This window comes from Lacinutrix sp. C3R15 (genome assembly GCF_018860825.1).
Lineage (GTDB): Bacteria > Bacteroidota > Bacteroidia > Flavobacteriales > Flavobacteriaceae > Oceanihabitans.
In genome coordinates this window covers 125,790-146,810 of record NZ_JAHKPZ010000036.1, presented here as the reverse complement: position 1 = coordinate 146,810, position 21,021 = coordinate 125,790, and the positions used below count along the sequence as shown (strand labels likewise).

The 21,021-nt window shown below is 29.6% G+C and carries 19 protein-coding genes; 12 read left to right on the top strand and 7 right to left on the bottom strand.

What is annotated here, in order from left to right; translation table 11 throughout:
- Positions 1-848: 848 nt before the first annotated feature.
- The 9 genes from KO494_RS14670 (at position 849) to KO494_RS14630 (ending at position 12,682) form a co-directional block, all read left to right on the top strand.
- Positions 849-2,375 carry a sensor histidine kinase gene (locus tag KO494_RS14670; RefSeq protein WP_215968365.1) on the top strand — a complete coding sequence of 509 codons (1,527 nt, stop codon included), beginning with the start codon at positions 849-851 and terminating at the stop codon, positions 2,373-2,375.
- On the top strand, positions 2,359-3,015 hold the full coding sequence (locus tag KO494_RS14665; protein ID WP_215968364.1) for a response regulator: 657 nt from the start codon (positions 2,359-2,361) through the stop codon (positions 3,013-3,015). Before KO494_RS14670 ends, KO494_RS14665 begins: the two co-directional genes overlap by 17 nt.
- Before the next feature lie 317 nt (positions 3,016-3,332).
- Positions 3,333-5,255 (top strand): T9SS type A sorting domain-containing protein, encoded by a 1,923-nt coding sequence (locus KO494_RS14660; protein ID WP_215968363.1) that lies wholly within the window; start codon positions 3,333-3,335, stop codon positions 5,253-5,255.
- A gap of 327 nt (positions 5,256-5,582) precedes the next feature.
- Positions 5,583-6,236, top strand: a complete 654-nt coding sequence (locus KO494_RS14655) for a methyltransferase domain-containing protein (RefSeq protein WP_215968362.1) — start codon at positions 5,583-5,585, stop codon at positions 6,234-6,236.
- A gap of 97 nt (positions 6,237-6,333) precedes the next feature.
- Positions 6,334-7,305 carry a bile acid:sodium symporter family protein gene (locus KO494_RS14650; RefSeq protein ID WP_215968361.1) on the top strand — a complete coding sequence of 324 codons (972 nt, stop codon included), beginning with the start codon at positions 6,334-6,336 and terminating at the stop codon, positions 7,303-7,305.
- A 291-nt stretch (positions 7,306-7,596) separates the two neighbouring features.
- Complete coding sequence (locus KO494_RS14645) at positions 7,597-9,015, top strand: carbon starvation protein A (RefSeq protein WP_215968360.1); 1,419 nt, start codon at positions 7,597-7,599, stop codon at positions 9,013-9,015.
- A gap of 311 nt (positions 9,016-9,326) precedes the next feature.
- Positions 9,327-10,952 (top strand): AMP-binding protein, encoded by a 1,626-nt coding sequence (locus KO494_RS14640; protein WP_215968359.1) that lies wholly within the window; start codon positions 9,327-9,329, stop codon positions 10,950-10,952.
- A 29-nt stretch (positions 10,953-10,981) separates the two neighbouring features.
- A complete protein-coding gene (locus KO494_RS14635) occupies positions 10,982-11,731 on the top strand; it encodes a YoaK family protein (protein ID WP_215968358.1) in 750 nt (249 codons plus the stop codon).
- A gap of 252 nt (positions 11,732-11,983) precedes the next feature.
- Positions 11,984-12,682 (top strand): hypothetical protein, encoded by a 699-nt coding sequence (locus KO494_RS14630; RefSeq protein WP_215968357.1) that lies wholly within the window; start codon positions 11,984-11,986, stop codon positions 12,680-12,682.
- A gap of 125 nt (positions 12,683-12,807) precedes the next feature.
- Here the strand turns inward: KO494_RS14630 and KO494_RS14625 are convergent, their stop codons facing one another.
- From KO494_RS14625 to KO494_RS14595, 7 genes are all read right to left on the bottom strand, one after another.
- Positions 12,808-13,803 (bottom strand): hypothetical protein, encoded by a 996-nt coding sequence (locus KO494_RS14625; RefSeq protein ID WP_215968356.1) that lies wholly within the window; start codon positions 13,801-13,803, stop codon positions 12,808-12,810.
- Complete coding sequence (locus tag KO494_RS14620) at positions 13,778-14,824, bottom strand: cytochrome-c peroxidase (RefSeq protein WP_215968355.1); 1,047 nt, start codon at positions 14,822-14,824, stop codon at positions 13,778-13,780. The genes KO494_RS14625 and KO494_RS14620 overlap by 26 nt, the downstream gene beginning before the upstream one ends.
- A gap of 61 nt (positions 14,825-14,885) precedes the next feature.
- Positions 14,886-15,692 carry an MbnP family protein gene (locus KO494_RS14615; RefSeq protein WP_215968354.1) on the bottom strand — a complete coding sequence of 269 codons (807 nt, stop codon included), beginning with the start codon at positions 15,690-15,692 and terminating at the stop codon, positions 14,886-14,888.
- Between the two features lie 167 nt (positions 15,693-15,859).
- Positions 15,860-16,186: a hypothetical protein gene (locus KO494_RS14610; RefSeq protein WP_215968353.1), complete on the bottom strand. Its 327-nt coding sequence runs from the start codon at positions 16,184-16,186 to the stop codon at positions 15,860-15,862.
- Between the two features lie 146 nt (positions 16,187-16,332).
- Positions 16,333-16,530: a hypothetical protein gene (locus KO494_RS14605; protein ID WP_215968352.1), complete on the bottom strand. Its 198-nt coding sequence runs from the start codon at positions 16,528-16,530 to the stop codon at positions 16,333-16,335.
- A gap of 145 nt (positions 16,531-16,675) precedes the next feature.
- Positions 16,676-17,476: a TIGR00266 family protein gene (locus KO494_RS14600; RefSeq protein ID WP_215968351.1), complete on the bottom strand. Its 801-nt coding sequence runs from the start codon at positions 17,474-17,476 to the stop codon at positions 16,676-16,678.
- 62 nt (positions 17,477-17,538) lie between these two features.
- Entirely contained in the window at positions 17,539-18,000 is a 462-nt protein-coding gene (locus tag KO494_RS14595; RefSeq protein ID WP_215968350.1) for a DUF4442 domain-containing protein, read from the bottom strand.
- Between the two features lie 144 nt (positions 18,001-18,144).
- Here KO494_RS14595 and KO494_RS14590 point away from each other — a divergent pair, with 144 nt between their 5' ends.
- The 3 genes from KO494_RS14590 (at position 18,145) to KO494_RS14580 (ending at position 20,838) form a co-directional block, all read left to right on the top strand.
- The gene (locus KO494_RS14590; RefSeq protein ID WP_215968349.1) at positions 18,145-18,591 is read left to right on the top strand and encodes a DUF4870 domain-containing protein; all 447 of its coding nucleotides are present in this window, start codon (positions 18,145-18,147) and stop codon (positions 18,589-18,591) included.
- Between the two features lie 95 nt (positions 18,592-18,686).
- Complete coding sequence (locus KO494_RS14585) at positions 18,687-19,031, top strand: PadR family transcriptional regulator (RefSeq protein WP_215968348.1); 345 nt, start codon at positions 18,687-18,689, stop codon at positions 19,029-19,031.
- Positions 19,024-20,838, top strand: coding sequence for a PspC domain-containing protein (locus KO494_RS14580; RefSeq protein WP_215968347.1), 1,815 nt, complete (start codon positions 19,024-19,026; stop codon positions 20,836-20,838). The genes KO494_RS14585 and KO494_RS14580 overlap by 8 nt, the downstream gene beginning before the upstream one ends.
- The last annotated feature ends 183 nt before the right edge of the window (positions 20,839-21,021 follow it).

Below are 21,021 nucleotides of genomic sequence, written 5' to 3'. Positions count from 1 at the left end.
ATGGAAAACTCAAATAAATACTTATTTCTTTCGGCCTGTTTCTTTGTTATTTACCTAATTATTGAGTTTACTGATATATATATATTGACAGCGCTTGGTTTAAAATATTTTTATTAATACTTAGTGTCACTTTTTTAATTAGTGGTATATCTAGAAAAAGAAACAATAAAAAGTAAAACCAACACCTTGTATATTCTACCTATTTGCATAACTGCAAAAAAACTAATTATTAGTTTAATAAAGTGTTGCTAAACGTACTATTAATAAACGTTACTTTGTTTTTTGTTAATTTTAAGATATTTCTGTTATCTTATTTAATAAAAAAGAATAGAATTGGGTATTTTATTCCATTTTGGAATAATTTAAATAATACCAACTCTTTAAAATAATTTAGTGCTCCTTGCTTTAAATTTTAATCAAAACGAGTATTTGTAGTTATAGATAGATTTAAAAAATAACAAATGATACAAAAACTATGTTTTTTGTTATGAAATTTATCCTCTTCAATCCTAGCATTAAATATAAATAGTAACTTTGAAAAAAGTTGTATTAATGCTAAGTATTAGCTTTTTTGATGCAGAAAATTAAAGACATATCAACCTAATACTATTATCTCAAAAAAGAGTTAGTAAAACAAATAAGTCACCTTGAAAGTTTTTTTTTTAATCCTATCATTACTAAATGTAATTTGCAGTTTTACCCAATCACATAACTATGATACATTTTATAATAGAATAGAAGACCTTATTTTTTATCACGAACATACTAAGGTTCTAGACGAAATAAATTTTGTCTTAGTTAATAAACCTAAAAATTTCACTGCAGAACAAATAGACAATTTAAAAGTCTTGAAGGTTGAAGTACTTGTTGATGCCAACCTGCTAGATGAAGGATTGGCACTTTCTAATGAAATTTTATCAAAAAACCATTTAACAGGTTATCACCTCACCAATTTATATATAGAACGAGCGCTTATTTTTGAAATTATGGAAGACTTTCCAAGTTCTTATAACAATCTTACATTGGCAAAAAAATATATCGATAAAAGCGAGCGCATCAAAAACAAATACTATGCTACGTGGCTTATAAGAGTTTCTTCTTGGTATCGAATTCAAAAAAAAAGAAATAAATCTTTTCAATTTGCCTTAAAAGCAAAACAGTTTGCAGAAGAACATAACGATACAAGTAAAAGTTCTGAAGCTGGTATACTTCTGGCCTTCTACTACTTTAATAAAAAAAACTATAACAAATCTATACAACTTAATAAAAAGGCAATTGCTGTAGGAAAAAAGCTTAATAACAAAATAAGCGTCACCTATTTATATCTAAACCTTAGTGAAATTTATGAAAAACTAGACAATGAAGCGCTAGCGTATAAATATATTGATTCTGCTTTTAACCATATTAAAAACACTAATTATCTTGAAACTAAAGCTGAAAGTTATTTAAAAAAAAGCAATGTTTTTGAAGCGCAAAAAAAATTAGACTCTGCTTTATATTACTATAAAAATGCTGTAGCATTTGAAAAAGCTCACAATTTTAATCTAAAAACGATAAAAATGAATGAGCAAACTTTAGATTTTGAACTTGAAAAGGAGAAAATTCAGAAAGAAAAAATTGTTACTGAAAATAAAACTTTACAAAAAAATATTTTATTAATTCTAATCGTGGCAATTGTACTACTCGCCTTTTTAATTCAAGAAAACAGAAGAAAAAAACAAATAGACAAGCAAAAATTAATCATTGAAAAAGACGCACTAAAACTAGAAAAAACAGTAAAAGACAAAACATTTTTAATTCATGAAATTAATCATAGAATAAAAAATAATTTAGCCGTTATTTTGAGTTTGATTGAAATCCAAGGACAAGAAAACAATAAGTCTTCTGAAGAACTTATTAAACAACTGCATGACCGAGTAAACACCATAGCTATTGGGCACCAACTCTTTTCTTATGACATGGAAACTACAAAAACATCTTTTGTCAACGTAGCAGAATACGCTAAAAATATTTTTGAAACGAAGCAATCTATTACAACTAAAAAATTTAATTATAAAATAGAAACCACAAATATTGAATTAAAAGTAGATATCGCATTGCCTTTCGGTTTGGTATTAAATGAACTCATAACAAACTCTATAAAACATGCCAAACCACCTAAAAACAAAGATCTAGAACTCCAATTACATTTAGTTATAAAAGATAACAGTATAGAAGTTATCTATAAAGATAACGGTAATTATTTTCCTGATAACGCCAACCCAGAAGCTATGGGTATTTACATTATAAAAGGTATGCTCAACCAAATTTCAGGAACCTATAACAGAAAACAAAGTACTTTTTTTATTACCATACCTTATGCAAAAACAAGCTAATATCCTTATTGTAGAAGACGAAATGCTTATTGCTTATTCCATACAAAAAATGGTTCAAAAACATTTTAACTGTATTGCTGTTGTTAAAAACTATGATGAGGCCTTACAAGTATTAGAAAATCAACCTGTAGACTTAGCACTTATAGACATTACATTAAACAATAGCAAAAGCGGCATTGAAATTGCACAACAAATTAATGAAAAGTATAACATCCCATTTATTTACTTAACAGCCTCTACAGATGAAGCTACAGTAACAAAAGTGATACAAACAACACCAAGTGCCTATATTTCTAAACCTGTACAAGAAACCAATGTTATTACTGCTATAAAATTAGCGCTAGCAAATACTTCTTCAAATAATATTGTACTAACTATAGGTAAAAAAGAATACCATATAGATATGGATCAATTTTTATTTGCAACATCAGAAGGCGTTTACATTACATTGCATTTTACCCAATCGAAACCAATGTTATTAAGAACAACATTTGCACAACTACAAACACAAGCACCAGAAAGTAATTTTAAACGCATTAATAAAAGCGAAGCTATTAATCCAAAATGTATTACCAAAAGAGATTCTAAAAGGGTGTTTTTAGATAATAAAACCTTTAAAATCTCAAAAACATACTGGTAATTACACGTTTAAAACACGTTTCATAACAAAAAAAAGAGTTTCATAACATTTTTTTTTATTACCGAAGGGAAGCATCTATTATTGTTTAAAATTAGTAACCCAAAACATTAGTAACGGCATCCTATCATGAAACCTACATTTTACTCTAGTACAATTCTTTTTATTTCATATTTCCTTTTTATAAATAAGTAAAACAGTTACGCTATTTATAAATACGGATTCTAAGCAGCCTTTTTTTGTGCTTACTACCTAAAAACCTACACAAACATCTTTACAAAAATTAAAAAGCAAAAATTAACCCTTAAATTATTTATCAAATGAAACAAAATTACTTAACTACTACACCGCTTAAAAAACACCTTTTGTTTGTGGTATTTCTTTTTACCATATTTCAAATTAATGCTCAAACTACGTATACTTATTCTGGATCTGGTGATTGGTCAAATACAGCAAATTGGTCGCCTTCTTATCCTGGTACAACCATAAATCCTGGGGATACTGTTGTTATTATAGACAGTCATATTACCTTTGATACTGCGATAACAAATTCTGGAACAGTAAATGTTGGTGCGGATTCATATATTGATAATATTGCACATTTTACAAATTCTGGAACATTAAATATGGATGGAAATTTTTTTAGTTATTATGGGACTGTTGCGAATTTAGAGACAGGAACAATTATACTTACAGGTCAAACTTCATCTTTTGAATTTAGAAGTGGTTCTATAAATTCTGGAACAATTACAGCTACTTCAAATGATTCTAGCATCTTATTTTATGATTCTTCTTCAAATTCGGGAACAATTACTTCAAATGGGTGGATACGTTTGCGTGTTTCTTCTACAAATTCGGGAACAATTACTTCCAATGGAAACTTAAATATTGGTGTAGTTACAAATACCGGAACAATAAATAATAATGGAACAGCTGCTGTAATTCTTTATTCCTTTACGTTTACAAATAATGGAATTTTTAACAATACTGGAACATTTAATAATACTGGAATATTTGAAAATAATAGCGTATTTGATAATACTGGAACGTTTGTTAATTCTGGAACACTAACAGGTGTAAATACACAACATACTAGTAATTTTAGCAATCCTGGTATTTTAAGTCCTGGTAATTCTCCAGGAACCTATACGTTTAATAACGATTACACACACGAAGCTACTGCAACATTGCTTACAGAACTAGAAAGCACATCAAATTACGATAAAGTATTTAGTGGTGGCAATGTAACTTTAAATGGTACGCTAGACGTTAGTCTTTTAAATGGTTTTACACCTAGTGTTGGAGACAGCTTTACCATTTTAACTGCCAACAGTATTTCTGGTACTTTTGATACCGTAAATTTACCTTCTGGTTACGATTGGAATGTTAGTTATACTGATACAGAGGTTATATTAAGGGTAACACAAACTTTTACATCTCTATTCGAGGCTTATTCTGCATCACAAACGGAAGGATTTTCAGCAGGTATTTACAATTTTAATGTTAATGGAAATCTATTTAGCAGCTATGTCGATGATGAAGGATTTGTGTTAGTAGCTTCAGCAGATTTGTCTGAGGAAAATGATACATCTGGATACACTCAAGTGTCTGTTATGACCTTACAAAGCGATGATATTTTATCTCAAACTATTGTTGCAGCATTGTCACCTACAGAATTAAAATTAAATTCTTCTTCTGGTGTTGCAATTAATAGAACAACTACCAATCAAACCATGCTAACTAGATTTTCTAACTATGAGATATTGTCTAGAGTTCCTGGTGATGGTGCACTTTGGTCTGGTACAGGTGGTGCAATTAATTTTAATAATAATGTGTCTGCAGCAAGCTTGAATATGATAATTTGGCATTCATCAGGTGCTTCCAATAATTTACATTGGTTTCCAAATACAAACCCAGAAGGAAGCTTACAAGCAGATGGATTTAGTGTATCGGCAAATGATACGGAAATGAATCTTTGGACAAGGAGCACTACTAATCCAACCTTATCTACAATTGATTTTAATTTAGGAGAAGTAAATTTATATCCAAATCCAGCAAATAACTCTATTACTATAAGTGGTTTACAAAATAAAGAAAACTATACAATATATAACACCTTAGGTCAAGAAGTAAAAAAAGGAATTGCTCTTAATAATTCTAAAATAGATGTCCAAAATTTAAATAATGGCTTATACTTTATAAAATTTGGCAATCGTGTTACCTTAAAATTTACAAAAAAATAAACAGCATCAGCTATAGTTCATTAAAGCATGAAATTCTTATTCAGAATTTCATGCTTTTTTGTTATACAAAATAGTAAAAACACATTATGCATCTTTTTAAGTTACTTTTTTTAATGCTCCTGGCAAACTTAATAATTTCTTATACTACTTATACGTTTTGCCTAGTTACCCCAAATTTGGTTTTTATTTTATAAATTCGAAGCCTATAACAAGAAACAAAGCTTACAACAAACCATCCTTACTAATTTATAAAATAGCTAAGAATAGTTATCGTTTTTTGTAATACCTCTTTAATTAAATAACTACGTAAAAAATAATTTCTTTTCTATGAAAAAACTTTTAAGTTATATATGGCCTTTAACGTCTAATACTATTGACTCTGATACAAATGGAAAATTAGAAATAATATTTTACAACGGAAAAAAAATGCTTAATAGTAAAGACGCTAACTACTCTTATGGTTCGCTTCAAAAAATTCTAGAATATGCCCTTAGCAGAATTGAATTAAAAGAAATAAAACATGTTTTATTATTAGGTTTAGGAGGCGGAAGCGTAATTTATTCTTTAAGAGAAAAATTTGGGTTTAACGGACATATTCAAGCTGTAGAAATTGATGATAAAATGATATCTATTGCTAAAAATGATTTTAATATTTCTGCTTCACAAAATTTAACTATAAGTAAATATGATGCCTATAAGTTTGTGCAAGAAAACAATAAAAAACAGGATTTAATAATCATTGATTTATTCATCAACAACCAAGTTCCTAGCCAATTTTACTCTTCTTTTTTTTGTGAAAATGTTTCAAAATTAATGAACAAAAACGGTTATTTTATTTTTAATTTAGGCATCAAAGGAAAGATGTCTAAAAAAACCAATGAGGTTATTCGTTTTTTTAAAAATTCGCCAGATTTTGAAACTTCTTTTCTCAAAAATATTGAAAAGACAAACAACGTTATTATTGGTAAAAAAATCAGATAGCAAACCTTGCATCAAAAAAGCAAAAATAGAAGCTGCTTTTATTAGACTTCCAATTGACAAATCTTTATTTTAGCGATTTTAAACAAAGGATATTATTATGAAAATAAAGGTTGACAGATTTGTGCTATCTATTATTATAGTAATTGGCTTAGCCTATATTTTTCCGCAATGGGGAGCTCCAGAAAGTAAAATTCCTATAGATACAATTGGTGCTATAGGTATTTCGCTTATATTCTTTTTTTACGGGCTTAAATTAAGTCCTTCAAAACTAAAAGAAGGGGTTAAAAACTGGAAACTACACCTTTTAATACAAACGTCTACCTTTTTAATATTTCCTTTATTAGTTTTAGCATTGCAACCCTTTATTCAAAATAAAGAACAAGAAACTATTTGGTTGGCATTTTTTTTCTTGGCTGCATTACCATCAACCGTATCTTCATCTGTAGTAATGGTTTCAATTGCAAAAGGCAATATTCCTGCAGCTATATTTAATGCTAGTATTTCTGGTATTATAGGTATAGTGCTTACACCATTATGGATGGGTTTATTTGTTAAAAATGCGCAAGCAGATTTTAATTTTATAGATATCTATACAAAACTTATTATTCAAATTATTTTACCTGTTGTAATTGGAGTGCTTTTACAGCGTTATCTTGGAGAGTTTGCGCTTAAACACAGTAAAAAATTAACTTTGTTTGACAAATCTGTTATCCTACTAATTATTTACAAAAGTTTTGCAAATTCTTTTAATGATAACATATTTAGTTCGGTTTCTGTTTTAGATTTACTACTACTTTTTATCTTAGTTTTAATATTATTTAGCATGCTGTTTTATGCAATAGGATTTCTAGCTAAAAAGATGAAATTCACTATTGAAGATCAAATTACTGCACAGTTTTGTGGTACAAAAAAATCACTGGTTCACGGAACCGTTTTTTCTAAAATAATCTTTGGAAACATAGCAACTATAGGTATTATTCTCTTACCAATTATGTTATTTCATGCTACACAAATATTGCTAATTAGTATTGTAGCATCAAAAATGAGTCATAGAAATCACAGCTCCTAATTTCTTTAAAGCTTTAAGCTACAAAAAGATAGCTTCTCCTGAAGGTGTTTTAATACTTTTCTAACAAATAAGTAGTTACTTACAGCATAGCTCAAATATGTAATTTAACAACATTACATTATTAAACTTTTGTACATTTGCGCCTTCATTTACCACACAAACGGTTTCCAACAATGTAAAAAATAGTATTTCTAAATAGGTACAATACTATAAGTCTGTTCCTGTTTAAAAACTAAAATCTAAGGTTGAAAAAACAGGTGTGATATTTATAGCTCCAACAAAATAGCAATTATGATTACTTTTATAACCGCTTTAATTTTATTACTTATTGGGTATCTTACTTACGGAAAATTTGTAGATAAAACCTTCAAGTCTGATGCCAACAAAACTACACCAGCACATTCTTTATCAGATGGTGTAGATTTTGTTCCTATGAATAGCAACAGAAACGCCTTTATTCAAATATTAAACATTGCAGGTGTTGGACCTATATTTGGGCCAATTCTAGGTGCTTTATATGGTCCTTCTGCTTTTTTATGGATTGTTTTTGGATCTATATTTGCTGGTGGAGTACACGATTATCTTACAGGTATGATTTCCATAAGATATGGAGGTGCACACTTACCTGCTCTAGCGTCTAGATTTTTAGGTAAATCTTTTAGCCATGTTGTTAACTTTTTTACCTTATTACTTTTGGTGTTAGTAGGTACTGTTTTTGTTACAGCTCCTGCCAAAATGATAAATGAACTAATTGGTAATGAAACCAATGTTCTAAAAATAATTATTTTGTGTATTTTTATATATTATATTATTGCTACTATTTTACCAATAGACAAAATAATAGGTAAAATCTATCCAATATTAGGGTTTTTACTAATTGTAAGTGCTATAGGTATTTGTATTGGTATGTTTATGTACGGAAATCCTTTACCAGAATTAACCTTAGAAAATTTACACCCAAAAAACACACCTTATTATCCTGTTATATTTTTAACCATTTCTTGTGGTGCACTATCTGGCTTTCATGCTACACAATCTCCTATTATTTCTCGTACTATTAATAATGAAAAAGATGGACGAAAAATTTTCTATGGTATGATGATTCTTGAAGCTGTTATTGCCATGATTTGGGCTGCTGCTGCTATGAGTTTGTTAGGTACAGATGAGCTAAGCACGCTTCTAGCAAATGGTGGTCCTGCTGCAGTTGTTAATAAAATTGCTATCGTATTATTAGGTACTGTTGGTGGTACTATTGCTGTACTTGGAGTTATTGTTTTACCTATTACTTCTGGTGATACTTCTTTTAGAGCAGCAAGAATGATTATTGCAGATTACCTAAAAATAGATCAAAAAGCTTTAAAAAATAGATTTGGTGTGGCAATCCCTTTGTTTTTAACTTCTTTTATTCTTACTAACATGGATTTTCAGCTACTTTGGAGGTATTTTTCTTGGTCTAATCAAGTGACAGCTTCTATAGCTTTATGGATAGGTACTGTCTATTTATACCAGAACAAAAAGTATTACATGATTGCTTTAGTTCCTGCTTTCTTTATTACTTCTGTTATCTTTTCATACATTTTTTACGACCCAACAATTGGTTTTAACTTAGCTGTAAACACCTCAAATTGGACAGGCTTAGCACTAACCTGCCTAGTAACCTTTTTATTTTTTATAATAATGAAAAAGAGAAAAGAACAAACTGGTTCTTAATCTTTTTTAAAATTATTTTCTTGTTTTAATAGCTTAGGTTTTAATTGTATATTATTTTTTTTTATAGACCACAACTTCTAATTAAAAAATAAAAAAAGACTATTTATTTTGCTAAATTTCAATATACGGTTAGTCTAAAAACTCGTAAATTGCAAAAGCAAAGATATTAAAAGCCAAAAACCATCTTTGGTAAACAAACCAGATACAAATTACATATCCAAATTTTTAAATACTATAGTTAGTGTACCCTTTTTAATTATTAAAATAAAAACCTCATCTATCTATAGTATATGTTTTTAAATAATTAGTAAATGAAAAAATTGTCCTATACTACTAGTAACGCTACTGCTCCTTTACTTGGAGAAACTATAGGTGAAAACTTACGAAAAACAGTTCAAAAATACCCAAACAATGATGCGTTAATTAGTGTGCATCAAAACTATAGAGCCACTTATAAACAGTTTCATCAAGAAGTTATTCATTTAGCTAAATCGCTTCTTGCAGATGGTGTACAATTTAGAGATCGTGTTGGAATTTGGTCTCCTAATAGATACGAATGGACTTTAGTACAATACGCAACCGCAGAAATTGGCGCTATACTAGTAAATTTAAATCCAGCATATAGAGTACATGAATTAAAATTTGCCATAAACCAATCTGAAATATCTTATGTCATTTGTCCTGTAAAATATAAAACAAGTGCCTATAAAAAGATGCTAGAAGAAGTAGGTGAAAATTGTATATCCTTAAAAAAAACGGTTTTTCTAGATACACCAGATTGGGAAAATTTATTAAAAAAAGGAGAGACTATTAGTGATGCACAACTAGAGGAAGCTACTGCTAAAACAGACTTTGACCAAGCCATCAATATACAATACACTTCTGGTACTACAGGTTTTCCAAAAGGAGTTACTTTAAGCCATCATAATGTTTTAAATAACGGTTACTTTATTGCAAGACGCTTAGAGTACACAGATGCAGATAGAGTTTGTATTCCTGTTCCTTTTTACCATTGTTTTGGTATGGTAATAGGTAATTTAGCATGTACATCTCATGGTGCATGTATGGTAATACCTAATGATAGTTTTAAAGCAGATTTAACCTTATCTGCTGTAGAAAAAGAAAAATGCACCTCCCTTTATGGTGTACCAACCATGTTTATTGCTGAGTTATCTCTAGACAATTTTAAAAATTATAACTTATCTAGTTTACGAACAGGAGTTATGGCAGGATCTACTTGTCCTGAAGAAATTATGAAACGTGTGCAGTCTGAAATGAATATGAAAGATGTAACCGTTTGTTACGGAATGACAGAAACCTCACCTGTATCATTACAAACAAAAATTGGTGCTCCTTTAAAAAAACAAGTCGCCACTGTAGGTACTGTAATGGAGCATTTAGAAGTTAAAATTATTGACCCAGAAACAGGGAAAACACAACCTATTGGTAAAGAAGGAGAACTTTGCACTAGAGGCTACTCTGTTATGCTAGGATATTGGAATAATCCTGAAACAACCCAACAAGTAATCGATGCTTCTAGGTGGATGCATTCTGGTGATTTAGCAGTTATGGACGCCGATGGTTATGTAAGTATTTCTGGTAGAATTAAAGATTTAATTATTCGAGGAGGAGAAAATATTTCGCCTAAATCTATTGAAGACTTTTTGTATACACACCCTAAAATATTGGATATACAAGTAATAGGTGTGCCAAGTGAAAAATATGGCGAAGAAATAATGGCTTGGATTAAATTACACCAAAATGTACAATGCACAGAAGCCGAATTATTAGCTTTTTGCAAAAATCAAATGGCACATTATTCGGTTCCTAAATACTGGAAATTTGTAAATGATTTTCCTATGACGGTTTCAGGAAAAATACGAAAAGTAGAAATGAGAGAAATGGCTATTAAAGAAATAGTATCTACCAATAGATAGCCTAGCTAAAGGCAACCAAATAAAAAAGAATGTTTAGACACCAAGGCAAAAGCAGAACTTTTAAGCACAATCTCAAAATTGCTACAATTTTGTCTTTTGTAGCTGGTATAGTTAATGTTACAGGCTATTTAGCCTTTAAACAATTAACAACAAATGTTACGGGTCACTTTGCTCTTTTTATTAGTGATGTTGCTAATTTTGACTTTTGGGTAGGAACCATTTATTTTCTTTATATTTTCTCTTTTCTCTTTGGTTCTTTTGTTTCTAGCTTTTTAATTGAAAAATATAGAGAAAACAAAAAACTTAATGTTTTTGTTATACCTACAATTATAGAGTGTTTCATTTTAATTAGCATTGCAACCCTTAGTAATTTTATTGAAATAAAATACCCAGATGCTGTGGTTTGCCTATTGCTTTTTGCAATGGGACTTCAAAATTCTTTTGTTACTAAAATTTCTAATGCCATAGTAAGAACAACGCACCTTACAGGACTTTTTACTGATTTAGGAATAGAATTATCACAACTATTTTTTTCAAAGTCTTTTCCGCAAAAAGAAAAAATTAAATCCACCATAAAACTAAGAGTATATATTATTTGTTTTTTCTTTATTGGAGGATTAATAGGTGGGTTTCTTTATTCTAGAATAGGCTTAAAATTAAACACGCTTACTTTTGGAGCCATTATTTTATTTATAAGTTTAATTTTTGACGATTTGAGATATGGCTTGATTAGAACAAAAAGAAAATACAGAAAAAAAACAACACCCAAAATTCCTTAATCAATTCACTGTATATTTCTGCTTCAACTGGTGGCTCTTTTTATAATAAGAATGTAGTATAACAAAAAACACCTTTGGTAGCAGATTATTAAAATAGCTTTATTTTTCTTAAAATTTTTAAAGATTAAAAATGAAACTAGCCTTGTATAATTAATTATTAAAAACAGTAAAAAAAACACAACAAGCACGATAAATGCAATTCTCATTATGCTATATTTAATGCTAAAACTATCCTTAAAACAAAAGTATTCTATGAAAAAACTATTTTTATTAAGTATTCTTTTTAGTGGTATTCTTTTTACTGGTTGTACTGAAAAAACCAAAAAAAACATAGTAATAGAAACCAAACAAGAAGTTGAAAAAGAAGTAAAAAAAGAATTAAAATTTACAAATGAGCAATTTTATGATGCAGAAGGTAATTTTTTAAAAGAAAAAGCAAAAGACGCATTAATAGAAATGCTTGAATACCATAACTATCCTGTTTTTGAAGGCTTAAGAGAGAAAATATGGCTTACCGATTATAACAAAGGTAATTATGCAGAATTAGGTTTAGCGTCTGTAATGTTTGTAAACAATAAAGAAGATAAATATATGCTAATGGATATCTTTTTGTTACCAAATCAAATGCTAGGAGAACACATGCATTTTGCTGCAGAAGGCAATCCTGTAAAAATGGAAGGTTGGCTAGTTAGACATGGTAAGAGTTATATAGTTGGTGTTGGTGAAAACAATCGCAATCAGTTTCCGCAAGTTAAAGTTCCAAAAAGCCATTGGGATGGAAAAGTAACAACCAACCATATTATAGAGGCAAACGAAGGGGATTTTGCTTCTTTAGCTAAAGCAGAATCACCACATTGGCAAATGGCAGGACCTGAAGGTGTTGTTATTACTGAAGTTGGAAATGTTCACACAAATTCTGGAGTACTAAGGTCTGACCCTGAAATGAACTAACCTTCAGGTAATTAACCGGTGTTTTTTAAGACTTTTACAATAAATAAAAGTTATGTATATAAAAAAACAGATTGCAAAAGCAATCTGTTTTTTTTTGTATTGTCATTAGTAAAAGTTAAAAAGTACTATAACGCAAAATTTACATATACAGATACACGTTGCTTTGACTCTACATTATCACCAAATAAGCTTTGACTTATAGGTAAGGTATAACTGGCTCCAAAAATAAATTTTTCTATAGCAAGTTCAGAACCTACAGATGCATTAAAAATGTTTCCGTCAGTATCTGCAATGGTTTCCCCATATTGTGTAATTGTTTCATACACATCTCCAGAAACTCCTACAAATGGCATAATATTCATTTTTTCGGTTGCAAAAGATCTGTATAGGTTTGTTGCATAACTAAACTGATTACCAAATTGATAATCGTTTTTATTTTCACCTTTCAAATAATAACTAAATAGTGTGTTTACTCCGTATTTATCTCCTCCATAATTATAACCTAACGAAAAAATACCATCTACACTTCCTGTTCCTACTTGAAAACCAGGATTAATATTATCTGCAAGGCTTTCTTCAAACTTACCCGTTGGTAATTTAATACCTAAACCAAATTGTAAAGAATGCCCTGAAGCTTCTCTTTCTGTATTAAAATCTACCTTATTAGCATCTTTCTTTTTATAAAAGGGCAACTTGTACCAACCAATAACACTTGCATCTCCTAGACCATTAATATTTTCTTTAACCTTATTAAAATCTCTTGTTAAATCTTGGTAAGGTAAATTAGCGCTTACATAAAAAGAGTTGGTAATTGGTATTTGAGCCCATAATTGGTACGTATTAAAATGCTCTTTACTTGTAGGTGAGTTTTCAAAAATACCGTTTCTTGATTCAAAATTCTGGTATATATAGCGTACACCAACAAAATTAGCGTTGCTTAATGTTCCAAAACCAAAGCTTCCACTACTGGTTGAGCAACCACACAAATCACACAAAACTTTAAATGGTTCGTGATTATTACATGGTTTTTCAATGTTATTTGCATGTATCAAACTTGTTTGTAATAATACAATTACAAGCAATACAATTCTTGTTTTAATATTCTGAAAAACGTTCATCATTTAAATATTCGTTGTCTGTTAATGTTTTTAAGAAAGAAATTAAACTTTCTTTTTCGTAATCGTTTAGCGAAATACCATAGGTACCATCGGCTCTTAAAAGTAAAGGGTCAACATTACCATTATCAACAGCTCCAGAATCATAAAAATCTAATACCACTTCAAGAGTAGTAAACCTACCATCATGCATATAAGGACCAGAAACCTCAACATTTCTTAAGCTTGGTACTTTAAATTTATATAAATCATTAGGATCTTCCAGTATTTCAAAACGTCCTGTATCATTTAATAAAGGATTTACTGGTAAACCATTATTTCTAAAAGTTTGATCTGTAAACAAATCTGTTGCATGGCATGTTGCACATTTTTGCTGAAATGTATTTAAACCATCTAACTCTATAGTTGTTAATGTAACATTGTCTTCTTGCCTAACATACTTATCGTATTTAGAATTTGAAGAAACCATCATTACCATAAATTGTGATAGTGCTTTAAGCATGTTTTCTGTACTTACTTCGCCATCTTCAAAAGCTCTTGCAAATTTTTCTTGGTATTGTGAATCTGCACTTAATTTAGAAATAACATTGCTTAAGGTTTCTCCCATTTCAACTTCTGCTGTAATAGGTATAATAGGCTGTAAATCTAAATGTGAAGCAGCACCATTCCACATAAAAGAGGTTTGGTATGCTAAGTTTTGTATTGGTTGCGCGTTTCTAAAACCTACTCCTCCATTTACACCATGACTTAAATTATGTCCATGATGTGTAAATGCAAAAGCTTGTTCATGACAAAAAGCACACGGAATGGCATCATTTACAGACAATTTACCTTCATAAAACAAATCTTTACCCAGTTCAAAACCTGCTTCTGTAACAGGATTATTATCTAAATTATAGACTATATCAGGAAAATTATCTGGCAACGCTACTTCTAACGGAATTGCAACATAATCTACCGTTTCAGATTCTTTAGTACACGAAAAAATGATTAAGCATCCTAATAATAAAAGGCTATACTTTTTCATAAATAGTTATTTTAATAAATTCAAGGAAAGCCATTTACTTTCCTTGAATTTATATTGATAATTAATCGTTGTGTACGTGGTGTACAGAAAACATTCCGTTAACATTGTCTGCAATAATTGGCGTTTCCACATTGTCTGTATGCACTTGATCATAACCATCTGCAAAATTTACAGAGGTTGTACCATCAAACACTTTAGCTATATCTGCTTTAATATGTACTTGTGGAGAAGTAGTTTCTCTAACTAAAACCGTATTTGGAAAAGATAAAGTTACTTCGCGGTAGTTATCTAAAGAAGTACCAACGCTTCCCATATGTATGTTTACAGGCGCATCGGTTACTGTATCTGAAGAATATGTACCATCTAGTCTAATAAATCTATAACCAGTAGCCCAACTCCACAGCATACCTTCTTCTGAAGCTTCATCTAAAAATGCACCTTGACCTTCTGCTCCTAATAAAAAACGGTCTTGATCTATACCAACACCAAAGGTTACAGAAACATAATCTGCAGCATCTACATCATTTAATGTAACATATATTTCTCCAGCTGTATTACCATCTAATTCATTTACAATAAATACATTTTCTTCTGTTGGGTAAGTAAAAACGTTACCTTCACTATCTGTAAATCTTACATTACTTACAATGTATTTTAATGTTTCTAGTTTAAAAGATTCGTTATTAGATTTGCTATAAGAAGTACCAAAGATAAAATCTTGATCTCCTACTCCATTATCAAATTTTAAGATTAATTCTCCGGTTTGTCCTGATAAATCTTCAGAACCGTTATCATCATCATTATCTGTTGAGCATGATGCTAGTGTTACGCTTAATAATAAAGCAAATGTATATTTTAATAATTTCATTGTTATAATTTTAAATTTTATGTATTGTTGTTGCGTACCAAATTTCGATTATTATTGTTACTATATAAACAAGCAACCTTTGCATTTTTTATACACAGAAATGCATTTAAATAATAATTAAAAGTAGTTATGGTACAGGCTAAAAAGCCTATATATTAAAAATAAAATTATACAATTGGTGGCTTAAAATGACTATACGAGAATTTGTATGTATAGTTTTGTGAGTGAAAAACAGATTTCTCACTGGCATCTATCAAGAAATCAGGAGTAAATACTATAGTAGGATATTGATTATAATAAACAAAAGTAAATGCTTCTATAAGACTAGAAATAGCATCATTATTTTTGGTGTCATTAGAAACAGATTGCAACTGTTTGGCTAAATGACATTTACCATTACATTTTAATTCAGGCTTATCTGTATTAACACAATAGGTATTTACTATATAATCAATATTAAGCTCATAGTAAAGCACTTGACCTACATAATACATTGGTTTTAATGCAAATGCAAATAATAATATATATATAAATATTTTTTTCAGCTTATCTATTTTTTGCAAATATAAAATATTGTAAAAAACTATCTACATTAATTTATATATTAAATAAAAAAAGCGACTTGAAAGTCGCTTTTTTTCTATTCTTTTAAATAGATTAAACATTGATTTAATTCTGGGTTGTTCTGTACAAGCGATTGAATAAAGATTCTTAATTCTTCTAGCTCATAAGGTAGTAATCTTTGAACCGCTTTTTGTACTTCTTTACAAAACAACGTAGCATCAAAACTCACTTTATTAAGTACCGTTTTAGTGTACTCAAACATTGCTCTTGCCATAATATTAATATAGTATTAATTAAGTTTAGTTTTAAATAAAAAGTAGAAGTGTTTTATAAGCTATGTCTTTTAGTTTGATTAAATATAGTAAAAAAACCTATTGGTATTTCTATTTAAACAAAAAATTAACAAAGAGATGACTTTATTAAAACCTATTATCACCATCTAGCAAATCACCAATTCCTCCAAGAATACTACCTTCTCCTTTATTGTTACCTCCTGCTCTTGGTGCACTTGCCAACACTCTTCCTGCTAATCTGCTAAAAGGTAAAGACTGCACAAAAACAGTTCCCGGCCCTTCTAATTTTGCAAAGAAAAGACCTTCACCTCCAAAGACCGTGTTTTTTATACCACCAACAAACTCTATGTCATAATGTACAGTTTGATCAAAACCTACAATACAACCTGTATCTACACGCAAAGTTTCTCCTGCTTTTAGTTCTTTTTTAGCCATAGTCCCTCCTGCATGAACAAATGCCATACCATCACCTTCTAATTTTTGCATGATAAAACCTTCACCACCAAACAAGCCTCTTCCTAGTTTTTTACTAAACTCAATACCAACGCTAACGCCTTTTGCTGCACATAAAAAAGCATCTTTTTGGCAAATAAACTTACCACCAAACTCTGTTAAGTCTATAGGTATAATCTTTCCTGGATATGGAGAAGCAAAACTTACATTTCTTTTACCTACCAAATCATTATAAAAAGCGGTCATAAATAAACTTTCACCAGTAAGAATACGTTTTCCTGCACCTAAAATTTTACCTAAAAACCCAGTATCTTTTTGAGAGCCATCACCAAAAATGGTTTCCATGGTAATACCATCATCCATCATCATAAAACTACCAGATTCTGCAACAACACCTTCTTGAGGGTCTAATTCAATTTCTACGTATTGCATTTCTTCACCATATATTTTGTAATCTATTTCGTGTGCTGTCATATTTTTTTAAGATTTTTAATTGATATGCTTATGAGTTGCTTGGTTTTAAAATTTGTTACAATTTATTTTTTACTCTTCACTTTAATACTCCATTCAAAATTAAAAACAGAAACTTCTACTCCATCTGCATTTGTACCTATAGATTGCATCCATACCGTTTGCCCTTCACCTGTTTCAATTGCGTTTGCAATGGCAGCATCTATTTTATTTCCATCTGTACAAGTGAATGTAATTTTACCTGTAGCTTTTTTGGTGAATGTAGCATTATTATTAGCTACTAACATAGAAATATTTTTTCCGCTTTCTTTAATTTTCATCATCATTAACGCTCCTGTCGTTAGTTCTGCTGCCATCCCTTGTACTGCCCAAAACATAGATTTAAAAGGATTCTGGTTTATCCATCTGTGTTTAACAGTTGCTGTACAAGAAATATCTGTGATAGTCTTTACCCGAATTCCTGTAAAAAAAACAGATGGTAATTTTATTAAGTTAAAAGTATTTATCTTTTTAGGTGTTAGCTTCATTATATATGTAAGTTTCTTCAAAACTATTGAAAAATTTCGACAATCCAATTTGTTAAAATTATGTTAATTTTAAGTACTATGCGTAACATAATACCTGTTAAAAGACATATATTTGTATAAGAAACTATTATATACTTTTAAATCATGGAGAGTAACCATCAAAAAAACATTGCCACTTTTATACATTTATCTACCTTTTCAAGGTTTATAATTCCTTTTGGAAACTTTCTAGGACCAATACTACTTTGGGCAACCAATAAAGATAAGTCTGCATTTATTGATGCACATGGTAAGCAGGCCATAAATTTTCAAATAAGTATTTTACTGTATAGTATGGTAATAGGATTGTTAACGGTTCCGTTTTTTGTCTTTAATATTTTTAAACAAATAGACTTTATAAGTATTAATGCTTTTGAAAATATTAGTATAAACTTAGATAAACCTTCTCCTCTATTATATATAGGAGGTGCCTTTGCAGGATTTGCCATTATAGCATTTTTATTAGAGCTTGTTTTTATTATAAAAGCAAGTTTAACAGCAAGAAATGGAGAACTATTTAAGTACCCATTAACCATAAATTTTTTAAAATAATTTTAAACGAATTAATCACTCGTTATAATACCATTACTAATGAACCATCTAATCCATCAAAAAATGAACAGTTATAATAAAATTAAAAGGAAACTATGAAGATAGAAAACACAAAAGCACAAATGCGAAAAGGTGTTTTAGAATATTGCATACTATCGGTCTTAAAAGACGATGATGCGTATGTTGCAGAAATTCTAGGAACATTAAAAGACGCAAAATTACTAGTAGTAGAAGGTACCATTTACCCATTACTAACTAGATTAAAAAACGCAGGACTTCTTAATTATAGATGGGAAGAATCTACCTCAGGACCACCAAGAAAGTATTATGGTTTAACAGAAACTGGAAAACTATTTCTTAATGAACTAACCACTACTTGGAACGAATTACAAAACGCAGTAAACATAGTAACTAGTCAAAAAACAACAAAAAATGAATAAAACAGTCAACATAAATTTAGCAGGTATATTTTTTCATATAGATGAAGATGCATACTTAAAACTACAACGCTATCTGGAGGCTATTAAACGTTCGTTTACAGACTCTCAAGGTCGATCTGAAATTATTTCAGATATAGAAGCAAGAATTGCAGAACTTTTTACAGAACGCGTTAAACACGACAAACAAGTTATTGGTATTAAAGAAGTAGATGATGTAATCACCATCATGGGGCAACCCGAAGATTATATTGTTGACGATGAGATATTTGATGATGAACCTAAGCAATATACAAACAATAAAACAGCCTCTAGAAAACTTTTTAGAGATACAGACAACTCTTATGTTGGTGGTGTTTCTGCTGGATTAGCACATTATTTTGGAATTGATGCAATATGGATTAGACTAATCTGGATTTTACTAATTTTTGGAGCAGGAACAGGTGTATTACTTTATATATTATTATGGATTTTACTACCAGAAGCTGTTACTACAAGTGATAAGCTAATGATGAAAGGAGAACCTGTAAACATTAGTAATATTGAAAAAAAGATTAAAGATGGCATAACAACCGTTACAGATACGGTTCAAGATGTTGCAAAAAACGTATCAGATTCTGTAAGTGATGCTGCAAAAAATGTAGATTTCAAAAAAAAAAGTAACTCTTTAAAATCTACATCCACATCGTTTTTTGATACCATAGGGAATCTCTTTATGTTTTTGTTAAAAATAGTTGCAAAGTGCATTGGTGTTTTCTTAATATTTATTGGTGCTTCAACATTAATAGGCTTAGTAATAGCCATGTTTACCGTAGGTATTTCAGACGCTATAAACGTTCCTGGATTTGATCTTGTAGATACAGCAAATGCAGCAGGAACTCCTGTTTGGCTAGTTTCCCTTTTAGCTTTATTTGCAATAGGAATTCCGTTTTTCTTTATCTTTTATTTAGGGTTAAAGATATTAATCAATAACCTAAAATCTATAGGTAATATTGCCAAATATTCACTACTTGGTTTATGGTTTGTATCTATAATAGGGCTTATAATTATTGGTATTACACAAGCAACAGAACATGCTTTTGATGCTACTGTAAATGAAAAAATGGAATATTCTATTACTACCAATGATACCTTAAGTATTAAAAGAATAGACAATAATGCATACAACAAAAGCATGCATAAAAATGGCAACTCTTTTCAACTTGTATATGGAGATAATGATGAAAAACACATTTATTCTTCAGATATAGAATTGATTATTAAATCTACAGAAGACTCTTTAGTAAGCTTACATGTTGAAAAAACAGCAGATGGCAGAAGTTTTCAATCTGCTAAGGAGCGTGCAGAAAACATAAATTATAACTATACCATAGTGAATAATACTGTAGAACTAGACAAATATTTAACAACTAATGCTACAAACAAGTTTAGCGACCAAGAAGTTAGTTTAATACTCTATGTTCCTGAAGATATGGTAATACATTTAAATAAAAACACAAGATCTTTTTTAAACCGTTACAGGTCTAACAACAATCTTGTTACGTATAAAGATGCTGGACAGTTTTTAAAAATAAAAAATGAAGAAGCTATTTGTTTAGATTGTACTCAAGAAGAAACCGAAGAAGATTATAAAGTTAAAATAAATGTGAATGATGAAAAAGGAAGCATTAATATTAATAATGATGGCTTAGAAATTAAAACGGAAGATTCTAATGTAAAAATCAACAAAAATGGTGTTCGTGCAAACACAAATGAAGTAAAAGTACATATAGATGAAGATGGTATACAAATAAACCAAGATGAAGAATAACAATTCATCCTTAAAAACAAACAATTCAGATATTTAAGTTATTAATCACTAACAAAAAATATAATATTTGAATCATTAATTAATCAATCAAAAAACAAACCGTTATGTTCTATTTAGTAAATGCAATAATAGCAATGCTGTTAGATATATTTATCTAACAAAAATTAAAACCAACCAATTTAA

Coding starts and splice junctions, on each gene's coding strand:
- KO494_RS14665 (WP_215968364.1), top strand. CDS start 2,359: ATGCAAAAACAAGCTAATATCCTTATTGTAGAAGACGAAATGCTTATT.
- KO494_RS14660 (WP_215968363.1), top strand. CDS start 3,333: ATGAAACAAAATTACTTAACTACTACACCGCTTAAAAAACACCTTTTG.
- KO494_RS14655 (WP_215968362.1), top strand. CDS start 5,583: ATGAAAAAACTTTTAAGTTATATATGGCCTTTAACGTCTAATACTATT.
- KO494_RS14650 (WP_215968361.1), top strand. CDS start 6,334: ATGAAAATAAAGGTTGACAGATTTGTGCTATCTATTATTATAGTAATT.
- KO494_RS14645 (WP_215968360.1), top strand. CDS start 7,597: ATGATTACTTTTATAACCGCTTTAATTTTATTACTTATTGGGTATCTT.
- KO494_RS14640 (WP_215968359.1), top strand. CDS start 9,327: ATGAAAAAATTGTCCTATACTACTAGTAACGCTACTGCTCCTTTACTT.
- KO494_RS14635 (WP_215968358.1), top strand. CDS start 10,982: ATGTTTAGACACCAAGGCAAAAGCAGAACTTTTAAGCACAATCTCAAA.
- KO494_RS14630 (WP_215968357.1), top strand. CDS start 11,984: ATGAAAAAACTATTTTTATTAAGTATTCTTTTTAGTGGTATTCTTTTT.
- KO494_RS14625 (WP_215968356.1), bottom strand. CDS start 13,803: ATGATGAACGTTTTTCAGAATATTAAAACAAGAATTGTATTGCTTGTA.
- KO494_RS14620 (WP_215968355.1), bottom strand. CDS start 14,824: ATGAAAAAGTATAGCCTTTTATTATTAGGATGCTTAATCATTTTTTCG.
- KO494_RS14615 (WP_215968354.1), bottom strand. CDS start 15,692: ATGAAATTATTAAAATATACATTTGCTTTATTATTAAGCGTAACACTA.
- KO494_RS14610 (WP_215968353.1), bottom strand. CDS start 16,186: ATGTATTATGTAGGTCAAGTGCTTTACTATGAGCTTAATATTGATTAT.
- KO494_RS14605 (WP_215968352.1), bottom strand. CDS start 16,530: ATGGCAAGAGCAATGTTTGAGTACACTAAAACGGTACTTAATAAAGTG.
- KO494_RS14600 (WP_215968351.1), bottom strand. CDS start 17,476: ATGACAGCACACGAAATAGATTACAAAATATATGGTGAAGAAATGCAA.
- KO494_RS14595 (WP_215968350.1), bottom strand. CDS start 18,000: ATGAAGCTAACACCTAAAAAGATAAATACTTTTAACTTAATAAAATTA.
- KO494_RS14590 (WP_215968349.1), top strand. CDS start 18,145: ATGGAGAGTAACCATCAAAAAAACATTGCCACTTTTATACATTTATCT.
- KO494_RS14585 (WP_215968348.1), top strand. CDS start 18,687: ATGAAGATAGAAAACACAAAAGCACAAATGCGAAAAGGTGTTTTAGAA.
- KO494_RS14580 (WP_215968347.1), top strand. CDS start 19,024: ATGAATAAAACAGTCAACATAAATTTAGCAGGTATATTTTTTCATATA.